Here is a 17,148-nt window from a genome sequence, read left to right as displayed (position 1 = left end):
AGAATGGATGGATTGGAAGCTTTGATCCTCGGATTGATTCAGGGATTGACGGAATACTTGCCGGTGAGCAGCAGCGGGCATTTGGCCATCGGCGCAGCTCTATTCGGCATAGAGGGTGAGGATAACCTGACGTTTACGATCGCCGTGCATATTGCAACGGTGTTGAGTACGTTGGTGATTCTTCGAAAAGAGATCGACTGGATATTCCGTGGACTGGTTAAATTTCGAATGAATGAGGAAACTGACTATGTCGTCAATATCCTTGTTTCTATGATACCGATCGGCATCGTAGGCGTTTTCTTTAAGGATAAGGTGGAGGAAATCTTTGGCTCGGGTTTGCTGATAGTGGGACTGATGTTGCTTTTGACAGCCTCTCTCTTGGCTTTTTCTTATTATGCCCGCCCCCGAAGGAAGCCGCATATCAGCAGGAAGGATGCTTTTATCATCGGTCTGGCTCAGGCATGTGCGGTGATGCCGGGATTGTCCCGTTCCGGAAGTACGATCGCTACCGGCCTAATGTTAGGCAATAAGAAGGAAAGCTTAGCTCAGTTCTCTTTCTTGATGGTTATACCTCCCATTCTTGGAGAAGCGTTATTGGACGGAATGAAGATTGTCAGAATTTCGGCGGAGGGATCGACGAACATTTCGCTAACCGCTTTGATCATCGGTTTCTTGGCGGCTTTCTCTTCCGGTTGTCTGGCATGTAAGTGGATGATTCATCTCGTAAAGAGAGGGAAGCTGATTTACTTTGCTCTTTATTGCGCCCTCGTCGGGGCGGTCACTGTTATTTCTACTTTAATCTGAGGGAGAATGAACTTTATTGAAGGGGAAGTTTTATATGTGAATAAGCCGTTGAGGTGGACTTCTTTTTCGGTCGTAAACAAAATCCGCTATCACATCAGTCGCAAGCTCGGAGTGAAGAAGATCAAGGTAGGACATGCGGGGACACTCGACCCGCTCGCTACCGGTGTGATGATTGTTTGCACGGGGAAGGCGACGAAACGTATCGAGGAATTCCAATACCATACCAAAGAATATATCGCGACCTTGTGCCTGGGTGCGACAACGCCCTCTTTTGATTTGGAAAAACCCATAGACGCTACCTATCCGACAGCCCATATCACTCGTGAGATGGTAGAAGAAGTACTGAACGGATTTATCGGAAGTATTGAGCAGATCCCGCCGGCTTATTCCGCTTGCAAAATAGACGGAGAACGAGCCTACGAATTAGCCAGGAAAGGAAAGAGTGTGACGTTGAAACCGAAAACTTTGGTTATCGATGAGATGGAATTGCTCGATTATCGAATGCCGACCATTAAGATAAGAGTGGTTTGCAGCAAAGGAACCTATATCCGGGCTTTGGCCAGAGATATCGGAGAAGCCTTGTATAGCGGAGCGTACCTGATCGCATTGCAACGGACCAGAATAGGAAAGGTGACGTTAGCCGATTGTATGAAGATGGACGATTTCCCCGCGTGGTTGAACACCCAAGAGGTAGAAAAGACGGTAAAGCGGGAGGGCGACTTATTTGAAGCGTTTAAAGATTCTTAACATCCAAATCCTTGACAACCCTTCCTTCAGAATCGTATTTTTGCATATTATCGATAGATAATCGTTTTTTATTGATCATAGAAACATGAAACTTTCACAATTTAAATTTAAACTGCCGGAAGAAAAAATAGCATTGTATCCGACACATTTCAGAGACGAGTGTAAACTGATGGTGGTTCACAAATCGACCGGCGAGATCGAACACAAGACATTTAAGGACGTTTTGAACTATTTTGATGATAAAGATGTATTTATCTTTAACGATACCAAAGTTTTCCCGGCACGTCTTTATGGCAATAAGGAGAAAACGGGTGCGCGGATCGAAGTCTTCCTGCTTCGAGAATTGAATGAACAGTTCCGCCTTTGGGATGTGTTGGTCGACCCTGCCCGTAAAATCCGTATCGGAAATAAGCTTTACTTTGGTGAAAACGACTCGATGGTCGCCGAAGTTATCGATAATACGACCTCTCGAGGTCGTACGCTTCGCTTCTTATACGATGGACCTCACGACGAGTTCAAAAAAGCTCTCTATGCCTTGGGAGAAGCCCCCTTGCCTAATTTCATCGACCGGGCGGTAGAACCGGAAGATTCCGAACGCTTCCAATGTATTTTCGCCAAAAACGAGGGAGCGGTGACGGCCCCTACGGCCGGTATGCACTTCAGTCGGGAATTGATGAAACGCTTGGAGATCAAAGGCATCGACTTTGCTTTCATTACTTTGCACGCAGGATTAGGTAATTTCCGGGACATCGATGTCGAGGACCTGACCAAACATAAGATGGATTCGGAACAAATGTTCATTACGAGGGAAGCCTGCGATACGGTCAATAAAGCGAAAGCCGCAGGAAAAAGTGTCTGTGCCGTAGGCACGACGGTGATGCGAGCTATCGAGACGGCAGTAGGTACCGACGAGCGACTGAAAGAGTTCGAAGGATGGACGAATAAGTTCATTTTCCCTCCGTACGAGTTCACCTTGGCTAACAGCATGATTAGTAATTTCCAACTGCCCTACTCCACATTGTTGATGCTCACTTGCGCCTTTGGAGGGTACGATCTGATCATGCGTGCCTATGAGGAGGCTTTGGTAACCGACTATAAGTTCGGTACTTACGGCGATGCCATGTTAGTGCTTAACAAATAGAGCGAGGATGGAAGTCGCTTATTTGGCTTTAGGCGCTAATTTAGGGGAGAGGGAACGCCATTTGCAATTAGCTGTAGAAGAAATAAAAAAGCGAATAGGGCAAGTCATTACCCTTTCCGCTTTTTATGTTACCGCTCCGTGGGGCTTTGCTTCTTCCCATACTTTCTTGAATGCGGCTTGTGGCGTTCGGACAACCCTTTCGCCTGTAGCATTGCTCGAAGCGACACAGTGTATCGAAAGAAAGATGGGACGAACAGCGAAGAGCATTGCCGGGACGTATACCGATCGCCTTATCGATATAGATATCCTGCTTTATGGCGAACAGATCATCGAGAGCGAGAAGTTGGAAATTCCTCACCCCTTGATGGAAGAACGCCGTTTTGTCCTTGAACCCTTGGTCGAGATCGCTCCGGATGCCTTTCATCCGATTATGAGGAAGACGGTAAGAGAGTTGTATACGGAATATACGAAGGTTATCCATTGAGCAACTCTTCTTTTCTTCGCTTTTCAATATCCGACGGGGACGAATTTATCCTGTATTTAGTTTTTGTATATCCGATCTTATTCGGAATTGTTCCGACCTGCGACAGGTTCGATCGTTTTCCGTTCGGAATTGTTCCGACCTGCGGCAGGTTCGATCGTTTTCCGTTCGGAATAGCTTCGATCTGCGACAGGTTTGATTGTTTTCCGTTCGGAATAGCTCCGACCTGCGACAGGTTTGATTGTTTTCCGTTCGGAATTACTTCGACCTGCGGCAGGTTCGATCGTTTTCCGTTCGGAATAGCTTCGACCTGCGACAGGTTTGATTGTTTTCCGTTCGGAATTGTTCCGACCTGCGGCAGGTTTGATTGTTTTCCGTTCGGAATTGTTCCGACCTGCGGCAGGTTCGATCGTTTTCCGTTCGGAATAGCTCCGACCTGCGACAGGTTTGATTGTTTTCCGTTCGGAATAGCTCCGACCTGCGACAGGTTCGATCGTTTTCCGTTCGGAATTACTTCGACCTGCGACAGGTTTGGTCGTTTTCCGAAAAGGAATGATATTCTGAGCCTTATTTTAAACTTATGTTTTTATTGTTTTAAAAGAATTTAGCATCAGGTATGCTAATTATTGCTTATCTTTGCGGTTGTTAACGAACAGTGGAAAGATTTGAGTAGCTTGCAACCACGGAAAAAAATGCTAAAACCTATTATTTTCTACGTACTTCTACTCTTATTTGTCCCCGTTTGATAACCGAATTAATTTATTAGTTACATCTTAATTCTTTATTCAATATGGGGTATTTATTTACATCCGAGTCGGTGTCAGAAGGACATCCCGACAAAGTGGCCGATCAAATATCGGACGCTATCCTCGACAAGCTGCTGGCGTTCGATCCTAATTCCAAAGTTGCTTGTGAAACGCTGGTCACTACCGGACAGGTGGTGTTGGCAGGCGAAGTGAAATCGGAAGCCTATATCGATATGCAACGCGTCGCTCGCGAGGTGATCAACCGTATCGGTTATACCAAAGGTGAGTATATGTTCGACGGGAATTCGTGCGGCGTATTTTCCGCTATTCATGAGCAAAGTCCGGATATCCATCGCGGGGTGGTACGTGAAGATCCGATGGATCAAGGTGCCGGCGACCAGGGCATGATGTTCGGTTACGCGACGAACGAGACGGAAAATTACATGCCTTTGCCCTTAGACTTGGCGCATCATTTGATGCGGACCTTGACGGCGATCAGAAAAGAAGGAAAAATCATGACTTATCTCCGTCCGGATGCGAAGAGTCAGGTGACGGTCGAATACGATGACAGGGGTAAGCCGGTTCGTATCGATACGATTGTTATTTCAACCCAACATGACGAATTTATTCTTCCCAACGAGGATACGGCCCAAGCGCGGATGAAAGCCGACGAGGAGATGCTGGCAAAGATCCGCGAAGATGTGATCCATGTCCTGATTCCCCGCGTGAAAGAGGAAATTCATGCGCCTGAAATCGTCGCTTTGTTTAATAAGCAAATCAAATATTTCGTGAATCCGACGGGTAAGTTCGTCATCGGCGGCCCGCATGGAGATACGGGGCTGACGGGACGGAAGATTATCGTAGATACGTATGGGGGTAAAGGCGCTCACGGCGGAGGCGCCTTCTCGGGAAAGGATCCGAGCAAGGTCGACCGAAGTGCTGCTTACGCCGCCCGGCATATTGCAAAGAATATGGTAGCGGCCGGCGTGGCCGACGAAATGTCGGTCGAGCTTTCGTATGCTATCGGAGTAGCCGAGCCGATAAATATTTACGTGAATACTTACGGTCGGAGTCATGTTGATTTGACCGACGGCGAAATCGCAGAACGGATCGGCCGATTATTCGATCTTCGCCCCAAGGCGATCGAAGAGCGATTGAAATTGCGCCATCCTATTTATGAAGAAACAGCTTCTTACGGTCATGTGGGACGTACTCCACAACAAGTGCGAAAGACGTTCCGTTCGCTTTACCACGAAACGAAAACGGTCGACGTGGAATTATTTACTTGGGAGAAGCTGGATTACGTCGATAAAATCAGAGACGCGTTTGACCTATGATGCGATGAACGAAACACCCGAAATATCGTACTCCTTTCATTGTTATAACGAATATCGGAACGAAACGGAAAACGCACTGATAAAGCAGGCTCGCTCTTCTACCGAGCAACCCGGCATGGAGGGGGAGTCTTTGCCCTATCAGTTGCGTTCCGATTGGATGGTGAACGACGTTTTGTTGCTTTGCTTTATTTTGGTTTCGTACGTGCTCTCTCATGGCAAAAGGCACCTGATGGAAGAATTCAAGAACTTTTTCTCTTCCAAGGAACGGGGAAGTCTTTTCGACGATACCACAGCTTCGGATATGCGTCATACGTTGGTTCTTATTTTCCAAACCTGTTTACTGTCGGGCTTCTGCCTCTTCGATTATTTCTTCGATCATGCAAACGCTGTCTTCGATGGTGTTCCTCATCAGGTTGTATTGGTTTCGTCTATCGCCGTTTTTACGGTTTACTTTCTTTTGAAGTGGTTGGTTTATTCGTGCGTCAATTTGATTTTATTCAACAAGGCAAAGACGTTGATTTGGAATAATGCTTATTTTAATGTGATTATTTGGATAGGTTTTTTACTCTTTCCGCTTGTTTTATTGATCGTATTCTTTGATCTGTCTTCTCAATTGTCGTTTATTTTTGCCGGCATCATTGTCATTATTTCTAAATTTTTGTTAGCATATAAGTGTTTTAAAAACTTTTTTAACCAATTGCACCACGTTTTACATTTTATTTTGTACTTTTGTGCCCTGGAAATTCTCCCAGATCTGATTCTCTGGAAAGGAGTCGTGTTTGTAGATAGTTATTGGTTTTAAAAAATTGAGTACAATTGAAGATTAAAAAGGTTCTCGTCTCTCAGCCTAAGCCGACCTCGGAGAAGTCGCCTTATTATAGTATTGCTGAGAAGTATGGAGTGAAAATAGATTTTCGCCCATTTGTTAAGGTAGAGTCATTGCCGGTGAAGGAATTCAGAAAACAGAAGGTATCTATTTTGGATCATAGTGCGGTTATATTCACCTCACGGCATGCCATTGACCATTTCTTTACATTGTGTTCCGAACTTCGTATTACTGTTCCGGAGACGATGAAGTATTTCTGTCTTTCGGAGACAATCGCTTTATATATTCAGAAATATGTTCAGTATCGGAAACGTAAAGTCTTCTTCGGCCCGACAGGAAAGTTCTGCGATTTGTTGCCTGTGATTGTAAAGCACAATGCGGAGAAATATTTCGTGCCGATGTCGGATACGCATACCGATGAGATAAGGAACGCTTTGGACGAGAATCGGATTCAACATACCGAAGCGATCATGTACCGGACCGTCAGTGTGGATTTTACTCCCGACGAACATATCGATTACGATATGCTGTTGCTCTTTACGCCGGCCGGCGTGCACACCTTAGTAAAGAACTTTCCGAAGTTCGATCAGCGAAAAGTAGCTATCGGCTGCTTTGGTCCGGCGACGGCGAAGGCTATCAGAGATGCAGGTTTGAGGTTGGACTTGCAGGCCGGTACGGCGGAAGTTCCCTCCATTACGGCGGCACTCGATTTGTTCATCAAGGAGCACAATAAAGATTAATTCTTTTCGGATTTATAGATAAGACCGAAGGTTTTGTATGCATAACTTTTTAATTTTGCATTCGAAACTTTCGGTTTTTGTTTTAGTCATGAAAGAACGTCCGCATACGTTAGGTAAAAGAGAGAGATTAACCAGCAAGCTGTTGATTGATCAACTGTTTGCCGGAGGGAATGGATCTTTCCCTTCCTTTCCTTTGCGGGTGGTTTATAGAAGATTGGATGCGGTCGAGGGGCGCGCCGATGTTTCCGTGTTGATCTGCGTTTCTAAAAAACATTTTAAGCAGGCAGTCAAACGGAACCGCATCAAACGTCAAATTCGCGAAGCCTATCGGAAGCATAAATATCTGTTGTTGGACAAGCTGGCAGAACAATCTCAGCAACTGATCGCGGCTTTTATTTGGCTTGATGATAAAATCCATCCCTCGGAAGAGGTGGATGCAAAAGTGGAGAAATTGTTGCGTTACATAAGGGAGCGTATAGCATGAGAAAAACGTGGATCGTCTTGAGGAAAACCTGGGAATTTTCGATGAAATGCGTCGCGAGTGTACTCTTGCTTCCCATTTACTTTTACCGGCGGTATATCTCGCCTTTCACGGCGCCTTCGTGCCGGTTTACGCCGACCTGTTCTCAATATGCGATCGAAGCGATCGGGAAGCATGGCCCGATCAAGGGCCTGTACTTGGCCATACGTCGGATTCTTCGCTGTCACCCTTGGGGCGGCTCTGGGTACGATCCTGTTCCTTAATCCGTATGCCATGTTAATCGATGTTCATACCCATCATCGACCTGCGATTCCGGAAGAGAGCATTTGGAATGTACCGGCGGGCGGTTTCCGTCGGGAGAAGGGATTTTACTATTCCGTCGGCATTCATCCTTGGCAAGTGAAAGAGGATTGGGAACCGGAATTTCTTTTGGTAAAGGAAATCGTGTCGATCCCGACGGTCTTGGCCGTCGGAGAAGCGGGATTAGATCGCTTTGCCGCGGGAAATATGGCGCTTCAGAAGACTGTCTTCGAACGCCAGATCGAGTTGAGCGAAGAATGGAGGAAGCCCTTGATTATCCATTGTGTGAAATGTTTCAACGAACTCATTCAATTGAAGAGAGAGTTGAAGCCGAAAATGCCCTGGATCGTACACGGGTTCCGGAATAATCCGTTTATTGCAGAAAGGTTGTTGAATGAAGAGTGTTACCTGTCATTCGGCGAACGGTATCAAACTGCCGTCTTACAAATGATTCCCGAAGATCGGTTGCTGACGGAGACCGACGAGGGCACGGCCGGTATCCGAACCGTCATACGAGGTATTTCGGAAAGGAAGAATCTCTCTTACGAAGCGCTGTTGAAACGGATAGATGAAAACGTCCGCAGCCTCTTTTTCAAAAGATAAGTTTTGCTCGTTCCGCAAAAGTATGGTATTTTTGCAGCGAAGTTAAAAGGAATTTGAATCAAACGTTTAATAAAGATTTATCAGTCGACGATGAAAAATTTTGTGGAAGAATTGAAATGGCGCGGGATGTTGGCCCAAATGACGCCGGGAACAGAAGAACTGCTCCTGCGGGAGAGGGTGACCGCTTATTTGGGAACGGACCCGACCGCAGACTCTTTGCATATCGGCCATCTGTGTGGCATTATGATGCTCCGTCATTTGCAACGTTGCGGACATAAGCCGATTATCCTTGTGGGAGGAGCGACGGGCATGATCGGCGACCCTTCGGGAAAGAGCCAGGAACGCAATCTGTTGGATGCTGAGGTTCTCTACCATAATCAGGAATGTATTAAACGGCAAATCGCCAAGTTTTTGGATTTCGACGGAACAGCGCCGAATAAAGCCGAAATGGTCAACAACTACGACTGGATGAAAGATTTCTCTTTCCTCGATTTTGCACGCGAAGTAGGAAAACATATCACGGTAAACTATATGATGGCCAAGGATTCTGTCCAAAAACGACTGAACGGAGAGGCTCACGACGGACTTTCTTTCACGGAATTTACGTACCAGCTACTGCAAGGCTACGATTTCCTCTATCTCTATCGGCACATGCAGTGCAAATTGCAACTGGGTGGCAACGACCAGTGGGGAAACATTACCACGGGGACCGAATTGATCCGTCGCACGCTGGGACCTGAGCACGAAGCCTTCGCGCTGACGTGCCCGCTGATTACCAAATCCGATGGGAAGAAGTTCGGCAAGACGGAAAATGGAAATATTTGGTTAGACCGTAGCCGCACTACGCCTTATAAGTTTTATCAGTTCTGGCTCAATGTCAGCGATGACGATGCAGCCAAGTACATCAGGATTTTTACCTCGTTGGAAAAAGAGGAAATCGATTCCCTGGGCGCCCGGCATGCCGAAGCTCCGCACTTGCGTATCTTGCAGAAGCGCTTGGCGCAGGAGGTGACGACAATGGTTCATTCCAAAGAGGAGTACGTAGCGGCAGTGGTGGCTTCCGACATCCTGTTCGGCAATGCGACACCCGACGTCTTGGCCGGCTTGGACGAACCGACGCTACTGGAAGTCTTCGACGGAGTTCCGACCTTTGAAGTTGCCCGCGAGGAGCTGGCGGTTGGCATCAAGGCCGTCGATCTGACTACCGCCAATGCCGCTGTATTCGCTTCGAAGGGAGAGATGCGCAAATTGGTACAGAGTGGCGGCGTTTCGCTCAACAAAGAGAAATTGACGGTTTTCGACCGAGTAATTTCTACGAGAGACCTTTTGGCCGATAAATATCTGCTCTTTCAACGTGGCAAAAAGAACTATTATTTGCTTATTGCAAAATAGCAAATAGATTTTAGTTTATCGCCTGTATCTCTCTTTTTCATCCTTTCCGGCTACCTCCCCGTCTCAGAATAGTTACCCGGTCTCAACGGTGGGATCCGGAACGTCGCCGTCTTCTGGGAGCGTAACGAAAATGAGTCGGGATTTATACCTCTTTCCCATCGGTTTTTCGAGAACTTGGAAATAGGGTAATTGCTTTTTCTCGAGGCGACGAGGCTTGCTTCGACAACACCCTTTTTACCGAAGTAATGATTAAATAATATTAATTGACGTGATCTTTATGTCTTGTTTGCTTGCCTTAATGTAATGTATCCTTTACTTTTGTGGTGTCTTTTTAAAACGAATGCTTATGAAAAAGAATTATTTATTTCCGAACAAATACAGAAAAGTCGGTTGGTTGTTGGCGGTTCCTTGCGCAATATTAGGTTTGTACTGTCTGTTTGATGGAGAGGTGGCCTTCCTTCCGTCTAAGGCTATTGCATTGATTGGAGGCGACACCTTGGGCGGATTCAACTTCCTCTCTGTAACAGACAATGGAAGTTGGTTGGATGAGATTGCCGTAATAGGCTTGGCCGTCTCCCTGCTCTTTATCACTTTTTCGAAAGAGAAAGACGAGGACGAATGCATTGCCAATATCAGGATGAAATCGTTAGTCTGGGCGATTACCGTGAACATGGCTTTACTTATTTTAGGAACCGTGTTTTTCTTTGAGTTTGTTTACCTGTATTTCGTTTTCATTTATATGTTTTCGATGTTCATCCTTTTTCTTTTGAAATATCATTATGATCTTTGGAGATTCAGGAGGGCTGGTAATGAAGAATAACATAAGAGTGGAACGCGCTATTAAACGGATAACTCAGCAACAACTGGCCGAGCGGATAGGGGTAAGCCGGCAGACCATCAATGCGATAGAATCGGGGAAATATATTCCCTCTACCCTCTTGGCTTTGAAGATGTCGAAAGTGTTCGAGAAGCCTGTCGATGATATTTTTCTGTTGGAAGAAAGCGACTGAAGCGATCTGTACGGAAAGGGGATTATTCTGAACGATAAGCCCCTTTCCGCAAGTCTTTTATTTCCCGTCTATTTCCTTTAGCAATTCGTCGACTGCCGTTTTTAGTTGTGTGTCTTGCCCTTTAACGACAGCCTCTGGCGAATTGGCTATCTTGATATCCGGTTCCAATTGGGTGTTCTCCAAATAGCTGCCGTCGGGGAGACGGTACCCGATGATAGGGATACCGAATACCAGCGTGTTGTCCTGCAATGTCTCCCACGAGACGCTGGTCATCGTGCCGGGAACGGGCATTCCTACCAATTTGCCTAATCCCTGATGCTTGTATACCCAGGGGGTACCGTGTGCGTTGCTGTAATTGGCTTCGCCCTGAACCATGATGCTCGGTTTGTTCCATCGCCGGCTTGGCATGTCGCAAGCTTCTATCCCGCGAATTACTTGAGTGAAATACTTTTTCCCGCTGAACAGGATTTCGATATCTTCGTGTAATCGACCGCCTCCGTTGAAGCGCGTGTCGATCACCATGCCTTCTCGTTGGTTGTACTTGCCTAGGATATCGGAATAAATGGAGCGGAAGCTGTTGTCGCCCATCGATTGGATGTGGACGTAGCCCAATCGGCCGTTCGACCATCGATCGACGTCCGCCGCACGCTGTTTTACCCATCGTTGGTAGAGCAGATTATTGAAATTTCCTTGCGTAACGGGTAGGACGACCTCGTCCCACCGCGTTTGACTTTGTGGGTCGTAGAGTGAGATCAGGGTTTTCTTTTTCACCTTGTCGTTCAAGAGGGGAGCGATGTTGATTTCGGGCGTGATGGCTATCCCGTCGATTTTTTCTACGATGTCTCCGACCTTCACCTTCGAATCGGCGCGATCGAAAGGGCCTTTTTCCACCACCTCCGCCACCTTCAATCCTTGGCCGGTGTAGTTCCAGTCGTACAAGAGTCCCAGGTTCGCCGTTGCGTTTCCTTTCGCATCGGGGTAATAACGCCCTCCCGTATGCGAGACGTTCAGTTCGCCCAACCATTCGCTCAGCATTTCTGCAAAGTCGTAATTGTTGTCGATATGCGGCAGGAATTTCCGGTAGGCTTCTGTCATTTGATCCCAGTTTACTCCGTGCATGTTCAGGTTATAGAAGCGCTGTTGTTCCTGTTTGTAAATATGGTTGAACATATATTCCCTTTCTGCGGGCAGGTCCATTTTCATCTCCGCCGTATAGGTGATGGGTTTCAGTGTTTCCGACTTCACTTCCATTTTCTGCATGCTGCCGCTGCCTAAGAGGAAGATCTGCTTTCCTTCCTTGTCCATTTCGAAGAATCCCGGTCCGGCTCCCTTGCTGAGCAGCTTCATTTCTTTCTTTTCTCGTAAGTCGAGTTTCCAGAGGTCGTAATCTTTCTCGAAGGAGGTGAGGTAGTAGAGGCTTTTGCCTTCTTTATCGATGATTTGTCCGCTCATGTTCGAAGAGTTCGGTGTTAAGCGGACGATACGGTCTTCTATGTTTTTGAGTTCTACTTCAATGGTTTTTACCTCTTCCTCCTTATCTTCTTCTGGTTTGTCTTTATCCTTTTTTCTGTCTTTTTTCCCGTCTTTTTTTTCTGCTTTCTTCCGTTCTTTTTCTAATTCCTTTTGAAGCTCGTAATCTTCTTGGCTGAGACAGAATTTGTCATAGGCATCCTCATTGAGGAAGACGAGCATGGCGTCGGTTAGCGAGCCCCATGAGGCGTGGTTTCGCATCCCGTAGCGTTCTGACTGGAAAAGGATGGCCTGGCCGTCTAAAGTCCATTGTGGATCACTATCGAAATACCCGCTGTTGGTCAGATTGACAATGGTTCCTCCCTGAGCGCTTACCAAACCGATGTCTGTGTACGGATCGCGTCGATGGCCGATGAATTCGAACGCAAACCATTTGCCGTCCGGCGACCACCGATAAGTGAATCCTCCGTTTGTTCCGTACCAGGTCGATCCGTCGGTTATTTGGCGGACAGCTTTGGAAGCGAGGTTCATCACCATGAGCTTCTTTCTGCTTTCGATAAAGGCTAACTCCTTGCCGTCAGGAGAAATTTGCGGGAATGTCCGTTCGATGCCATCCGATGCATCGAATAAAGCGCGTTCTTCGATCAACGTGGCATTGGGAAAATTCAATTCTTCTTTGCGGGATATTTTGGCCTCGTAAAGGTTCCAGTGTCCGTCGCGTTCGCTGACATAGTACAACGTGCGGTTATCTTTGCCGAATTCGACACTTCGTTCGTTTGCTGCCGTATGGGTGATTTGTTTGGTCGTATTGTATTCGACCGACGTGACGAAAACTTCGCCGCGTACGGTGAATGCGACTTGTTTCCCGTCCGGCGAGACGGAAGCGGAGGAAGCCCCCCGACTGAAGCGCAAATCGACCGGTTGGTTTTCGTCGTCGCGAACAAGGTTTATCGTTACCTTATTCGGCTTCTCGCCGTCCCGTTGCGTGTATATCTCGCCGTCATAAGTAAAGCAGAGCAACTCGTTCCGGGCAGAGGAAAGGAAGCGTACCGGATGAATGTCGAACGTTGTAATTTCTTTTACTTGCTGCGGGTTGCTTAGGGCAAAGGAATAGACGTTGAAACTCTTGCCGTTGCGTTCGCTGAGGAAGTAAACGGTTTGGTCGTCGTTCGCAAGGATCGGATTGCGGTCTTCGCCAGCCCTGTCAGTGAGGTTGGTATGCTTCCTCTCCCTTGCGTCGTATAGCCAGATATCGCGCGTGATGGAAGAGGTATGATGTTTTCTCCATTCGCTCTCCACCCCTTTCTGGTCTTGATAGACAAAGCGATCGCCTTCTTTGGAAAAATTGATCATCTCCGCCGGCGTGCCGAGTACTTGCTCCGTTCGTCCGCCCTCAACGGGAACTCTGTACACTTCAGTCATCGTGGGTTTGGGGAAGAGGGCGCTCTCTACGGGATCTTGGATGGCGGCCGAGAATACGATGTATTTTCCGTCAGGCGTAAAGGCAGAAGGGATTTCGGCCGAAGAATAAGTGGTCAGACACTGAGGTGTACCACCTGCCGAAGGCATCACGAAGATATCGAAATTTCCGTTCCGATCGCTGGCGAATGCGATTTGCTTTCCGTCTGGCGACCAGACGGGATTGCATTCGTAGGAATCCTGTGTAGTCAGTCGAAGAGCTGTGCCTCCTTGTGCATTTACCCTGTATACATCGCCTTTATAACAGAACACGATGGCTGTTCCGTCCGGCGAGATTTGAACGTCGCGCAGCCATAAAGGAGTGATGGCGAAACATTGAAGTGAAATAACCGACCATGTCAGTACGGAAAAAAGTTTTTTCATCATAAAATTGTTTTTTCATAATTCACAAAGTTAATCAAATAGAGTTGTATGCGAAAAAAATAAGGAATTATTTGGCTGATCTCGGCAGAAAAACGTATATTTGCAGCGTTTCGGCGGAGGCGCCGTCGATTGGACTATGGTGTAATGGTAGCACAACAGGTTTTGGTTCTGTTTGACCAGGTTCGAGTCCTGGTAGTCCAACTCGAAAAAAGAGAAAGAGCGATTTTGCAGAGGATCGATCTTTAGGGGGAACAAGTTTTTCCAACAAAACCGTTATACGACAGTCCTTTTCATTTTATCAAGACGTGCGGATACCTCGGTCGGAGAGGTGTGGTGGTTCACGTTTATCTTCTTTTCGCTTGTGATTTTTTAGCAAGCGGGGGAATGGAATTTTTCGGAGATTGTTTATCTTTGCCAACTAAAGCGAGAATACTAAAAGCCATGGCAAAAGAGATAGTAATGACCCCCATGATGAAGCAGTTCATGTCGTTGAAAGCCAAACACCCGGATGCGATTATGCTGTTCCGTTGCGGTGACTTTTACGAGACGTATTCGGAGGATGCGGTCATTGCTTCTCAAATTCTTGGAATAACGCTTACCAAACGGGCCAACGGACAGGAAAAAACCATTGAGATGGCCGGATTCCCCCACCATGCACTCGATACTTATTTGCCGAAACTTATCCGATCCGGTAAGCGCGTCGCCATTTGCGACCAGCTGGAAGACCCCAAGCTTACGAAGAAATTGGTAAAGCGCGGGATTACCGAATTGGTTACGCCGGGAGTGGCCATCAACGATAACGTACTTTCTTACAAAGAGAATAATTTTCTCGCTGCTGTTTACTTTGGCAAAGGGGCTTGCGGAGTTGCTTTTCTCGATATATCTACCGGCGAATTCCTCACCGCAGAAGGAACATTCGACTATGTGGACAAGTTGTTGGGTAGTTTCGCGCCGAAAGAAATACTTTTTGAGCGAGGAAAACGCACCCTCTTCGAGGCGAATTTCGGTAATCGTTTTTATACGTATGAATTGGACGATTGGGTTTTTACGGAGGATTCCGCTCGCGGAAAGCTTTTAAAACATTTTGAGACGAAGAATCTGAAAGGATTTGGCGTAGAACACCTGAAGAACGGTATCATTGCTTCGGGCGCTATTTTGCAATACCTGGATCTGACGCAGCATGATCAAATCGCCCACATCACTTCGCTTTCTCGAATCGAAGAAGACCGGTACGTCCGTTTGGATAAGTTTACGGTACGTTCGCTGGAATTGCTGAGTAGCATGACCGATGACGGCATCAGTCTCTTAGATGTGATAGATAAGACTGTCAGTCCGATGGGAAGTCGATTATTGCGTCGCTGGATCGTATTTCCGTTGAAAAATGAAAAATCGATCGACGAACGCTTGGAGGTGGTGGAATATTTCTTCCGCGAACCGGAATTTCGGAATTTTATTCAAGATAAACTTCATGAAATCGGCGATCTGGAACGGATTATTTCGAAAGCGGCGGTAGGTAGAATTTCGCCTCGCGAAGTCGTTCAACTGAAAATAGCTTTGCAAGCTATCGAACCGATGAAGAATGCCTGTTTGCACACCGATAATGAGAGTCTGAGACGAATGGGAGAGAATCTGAATCTTTGTATGACCGTTCGCGAAAAAATAGCCAAAGAACTGGTGGACTACCCTCCCGTGATGCTGAATAAAGGCGATGTCATCGCAAACGGGGTCGATGCGGAATTGGATGAACTCAGGCGTATCTCACGCTCGGGGAAAGATTATCTGTTGCAAATACAGCAACGGGAAAGTGAACGTACTGGCATACCGAGTTTGAAAGTGGCGTACAACAATGTTTTCGGTTATTATATCGAAGTTCGCAATGCCCATAAAGAAAAAGTACCGCAGGAATGGATCCGTAAACAGACGCTGGTAAACGCCGAACGTTATATTACGCAGGAATTGAAGGCTTATGAAGAGAAAATCCTCGGCGCGGAAGAGAAGATTCAATCGTTGGAGTATAAAATATATAACGATTTGGTACTTTCGTTAGGAGAATTTATTCCCGCTATCCAGATAGATGCCGCTCAAGTAGCCCGTCTCGACTGCCTTTTGGCTTTCGCAAACGTGGCGGAGGCAAATCGTTACATCCGTCCGGTGGTCGAAAATAGCGATGTCTTGGATATCAAACAGGGGCGTCATCCGGTAATAGAGCAGCAGATGCCCGTCGGCGAGAAATATATTGCCAATGATGTCTACCTCGATACGGCCACGCAGCAGATCATGATCATTACCGGACCGAATATGGCCGGTAAATCCGCCCTCTTGAGACAAACCGCATTGATCACGTTGATGGCGCAGATCGGTTGTTTCGTCCCGGCGGAAAGCGCTCGTATCGGACTGGTCGATAAAGTGTTTACTCGGGTAGGAGCCAGCGACAATATATCCATGGGCGAATCTACCTTTATGGTCGAAATGAATGAAGCTGCAAGCATCTTGAATAATATCTCGCCGAAAAGCTTGGTGCTGTTCGATGAATTGGGTCGGGGGACATCTACTTACGACGGTATTTCCATCGCATGGGCTATCATCGAGCATATTCACGAATATCCGAAAGCGCGCGCGAGAACGTTATTCGCTACGCACTATCATGAGTTGAACGAGATGGAGAAATCGTTTGCGCGCATTCGGAACTACAATGTGGCCGTAAAGGAAGTTGACAACAAAGTGATATTCCTGCGAAAATTACAAAAGGGCGGGAGCGAACATTCTTTCGGAATCCATGTGGCCAAGATGGCGGGCATGCCGAAGAGCATTGTCGAACGCGCTAATGAAATTCTGCATCAATTGGAGAATTCCACGAGTAGAGAGGGATTGGGATCGTCTTCCGATTCTGTCGTTCGGACAAAGCAGGAAGATGGCATTCAGTTGAGCTTTTTCCAACTGGACGATCCGGTACTTTGCCAGATACGGGATGAAATCTTGAATTTAGAAGTCGATCATCTCACGCCGATCGAAGCGTTGAATAAATTGAACGATATTAAAAAGATCGTGAAAGGTAAGTAGACCCCGGCGTTTTGCAACTTTTCAAAAGAGAAAGTTCTCGTCGAAGATCCTTTTTCTTGCTTGCATCAGGTGCAGGTTTGAAAGGTAATCCCTATTTTTTGTATGATGACAAACGGAGCTGCTTGCGGGAGAGAGATGTTTTCGACTTCACGGAAGTCGCGTGAACAT

General features: G+C 46.8%; 15 protein-coding genes and 1 tRNA gene. 15 read left to right on the top strand and 1 reads right to left on the bottom strand.

What is annotated here, in order from left to right; translation table 11 throughout:
* Nucleotides 1-3: 3 nt before the first annotated feature.
* The 13 genes from BN102_RS01890 (at nucleotide 4) to BN102_RS01825 (ending at nucleotide 10,608) form a co-directional block, all read left to right on the top strand.
* Nucleotides 4-804 (top strand): undecaprenyl-diphosphate phosphatase, encoded by an 801-nt coding sequence (locus tag BN102_RS01890; protein ID WP_019207368.1) that lies wholly within the window; start codon nucleotides 4-6, stop codon nucleotides 802-804.
* A 6-nt stretch (nucleotides 805-810) separates the two neighbouring features.
* Nucleotides 811-1,551, top strand: a complete 741-nt coding sequence (truB, locus tag BN102_RS01885) for a tRNA pseudouridine(55) synthase TruB (RefSeq protein ID WP_019207367.1) — start codon at nucleotides 811-813, stop codon at nucleotides 1,549-1,551.
* Between the two features lie 85 nt (nucleotides 1,552-1,636).
* Complete coding sequence (queA, locus tag BN102_RS01880) at nucleotides 1,637-2,692, top strand: tRNA preQ1(34) S-adenosylmethionine ribosyltransferase-isomerase QueA (protein ID WP_019207366.1); 1,056 nt, start codon at nucleotides 1,637-1,639, stop codon at nucleotides 2,690-2,692.
* A gap of 7 nt (nucleotides 2,693-2,699) precedes the next feature.
* Entirely contained in the window at nucleotides 2,700-3,176 is a 477-nt protein-coding gene (gene folK / locus BN102_RS01875) for a 2-amino-4-hydroxy-6-hydroxymethyldihydropteridine diphosphokinase (RefSeq protein WP_019207365.1), read from the top strand.
* Between the two features lie 787 nt (nucleotides 3,177-3,963).
* On the top strand, nucleotides 3,964-5,256 hold the full coding sequence (gene metK / locus BN102_RS01865) for a methionine adenosyltransferase (RefSeq protein ID WP_019207363.1): 1,293 nt from the start codon (nucleotides 3,964-3,966) through the stop codon (nucleotides 5,254-5,256).
* 4 nt (nucleotides 5,257-5,260) lie between these two features.
* Nucleotides 5,261-6,058, top strand: coding sequence for a DUF4271 domain-containing protein (locus tag BN102_RS01860; RefSeq protein WP_019207362.1), 798 nt, complete (start codon nucleotides 5,261-5,263; stop codon nucleotides 6,056-6,058).
* A 14-nt stretch (nucleotides 6,059-6,072) separates the two neighbouring features.
* On the top strand, nucleotides 6,073-6,822 hold the full coding sequence (locus BN102_RS01855; protein ID WP_036786934.1) for a uroporphyrinogen-III synthase: 750 nt from the start codon (nucleotides 6,073-6,075) through the stop codon (nucleotides 6,820-6,822).
* 88 nt (nucleotides 6,823-6,910) lie between these two features.
* Nucleotides 6,911-7,306 carry a ribonuclease P protein component gene (gene rnpA / locus BN102_RS01850; protein ID WP_019207360.1) on the top strand — a complete coding sequence of 132 codons (396 nt, stop codon included), beginning with the start codon at nucleotides 6,911-6,913 and terminating at the stop codon, nucleotides 7,304-7,306.
* 41 nt (nucleotides 7,307-7,347) lie between these two features.
* Nucleotides 7,348-7,566, top strand: a complete 219-nt coding sequence (gene yidD, locus BN102_RS01845) for a membrane protein insertion efficiency factor YidD (RefSeq protein ID WP_035455456.1) — start codon at nucleotides 7,348-7,350, stop codon at nucleotides 7,564-7,566.
* The gene (locus BN102_RS01840; RefSeq protein WP_245545295.1) at nucleotides 7,478-8,206 is read left to right on the top strand and encodes a TatD family hydrolase; all 729 of its coding nucleotides are present in this window, start codon (nucleotides 7,478-7,480) and stop codon (nucleotides 8,204-8,206) included. Before yidD ends, BN102_RS01840 begins: the two co-directional genes overlap by 89 nt.
* Before the next feature lie 90 nt (nucleotides 8,207-8,296).
* Nucleotides 8,297-9,598: a tyrosine--tRNA ligase gene (gene tyrS / locus BN102_RS01835; protein ID WP_019207357.1), complete on the top strand. Its 1,302-nt coding sequence runs from the start codon at nucleotides 8,297-8,299 to the stop codon at nucleotides 9,596-9,598.
* 346 nt (nucleotides 9,599-9,944) lie between these two features.
* Nucleotides 9,945-10,418: a hypothetical protein gene (locus BN102_RS01830; RefSeq protein WP_019207356.1), complete on the top strand. Its 474-nt coding sequence runs from the start codon at nucleotides 9,945-9,947 to the stop codon at nucleotides 10,416-10,418.
* Nucleotides 10,408-10,608, top strand: a complete 201-nt coding sequence (locus BN102_RS01825) for a helix-turn-helix transcriptional regulator (RefSeq protein ID WP_019207355.1) — start codon at nucleotides 10,408-10,410, stop codon at nucleotides 10,606-10,608. Before BN102_RS01830 ends, BN102_RS01825 begins: the two co-directional genes overlap by 11 nt.
* A 57-nt stretch (nucleotides 10,609-10,665) precedes the next feature.
* Here BN102_RS01825 and BN102_RS01820 read toward each other — a convergent pair whose 3' ends face one another.
* Nucleotides 10,666-13,920, bottom strand: a complete 3,255-nt coding sequence (locus BN102_RS01820) for a S41 family peptidase (RefSeq protein WP_036787117.1) — start codon at nucleotides 13,918-13,920, stop codon at nucleotides 10,666-10,668.
* Nucleotides 13,921-14,050: 130 nt separating this feature from the next.
* On the opposite strand from BN102_RS01820, the gene BN102_RS01815 reads away from it, so the two are divergent.
* Nucleotides 14,051-14,121 (top strand) — tRNA-Gln (locus BN102_RS01815).
* Between the two features lie 240 nt (nucleotides 14,122-14,361).
* Complete coding sequence (gene mutS / locus BN102_RS01810) at nucleotides 14,362-16,980, top strand: DNA mismatch repair protein MutS (RefSeq protein WP_019207352.1); 2,619 nt, start codon at nucleotides 14,362-14,364, stop codon at nucleotides 16,978-16,980.
* Nucleotides 16,981-17,148: the final 168 nt, after the last annotated feature.

Origin of the sequence: Phocaeicola abscessus CCUG 55929 (genome assembly GCF_000312445.1) — a bacterium.
In the GTDB taxonomy this organism is placed as follows: domain Bacteria; phylum Bacteroidota; class Bacteroidia; order Bacteroidales; family Bacteroidaceae; genus Phocaeicola; species Phocaeicola abscessus.
The sequence above is the reverse complement of the archived record's forward strand: the minus strand, read 5'-3'. Positions and strand labels throughout refer to the sequence as shown.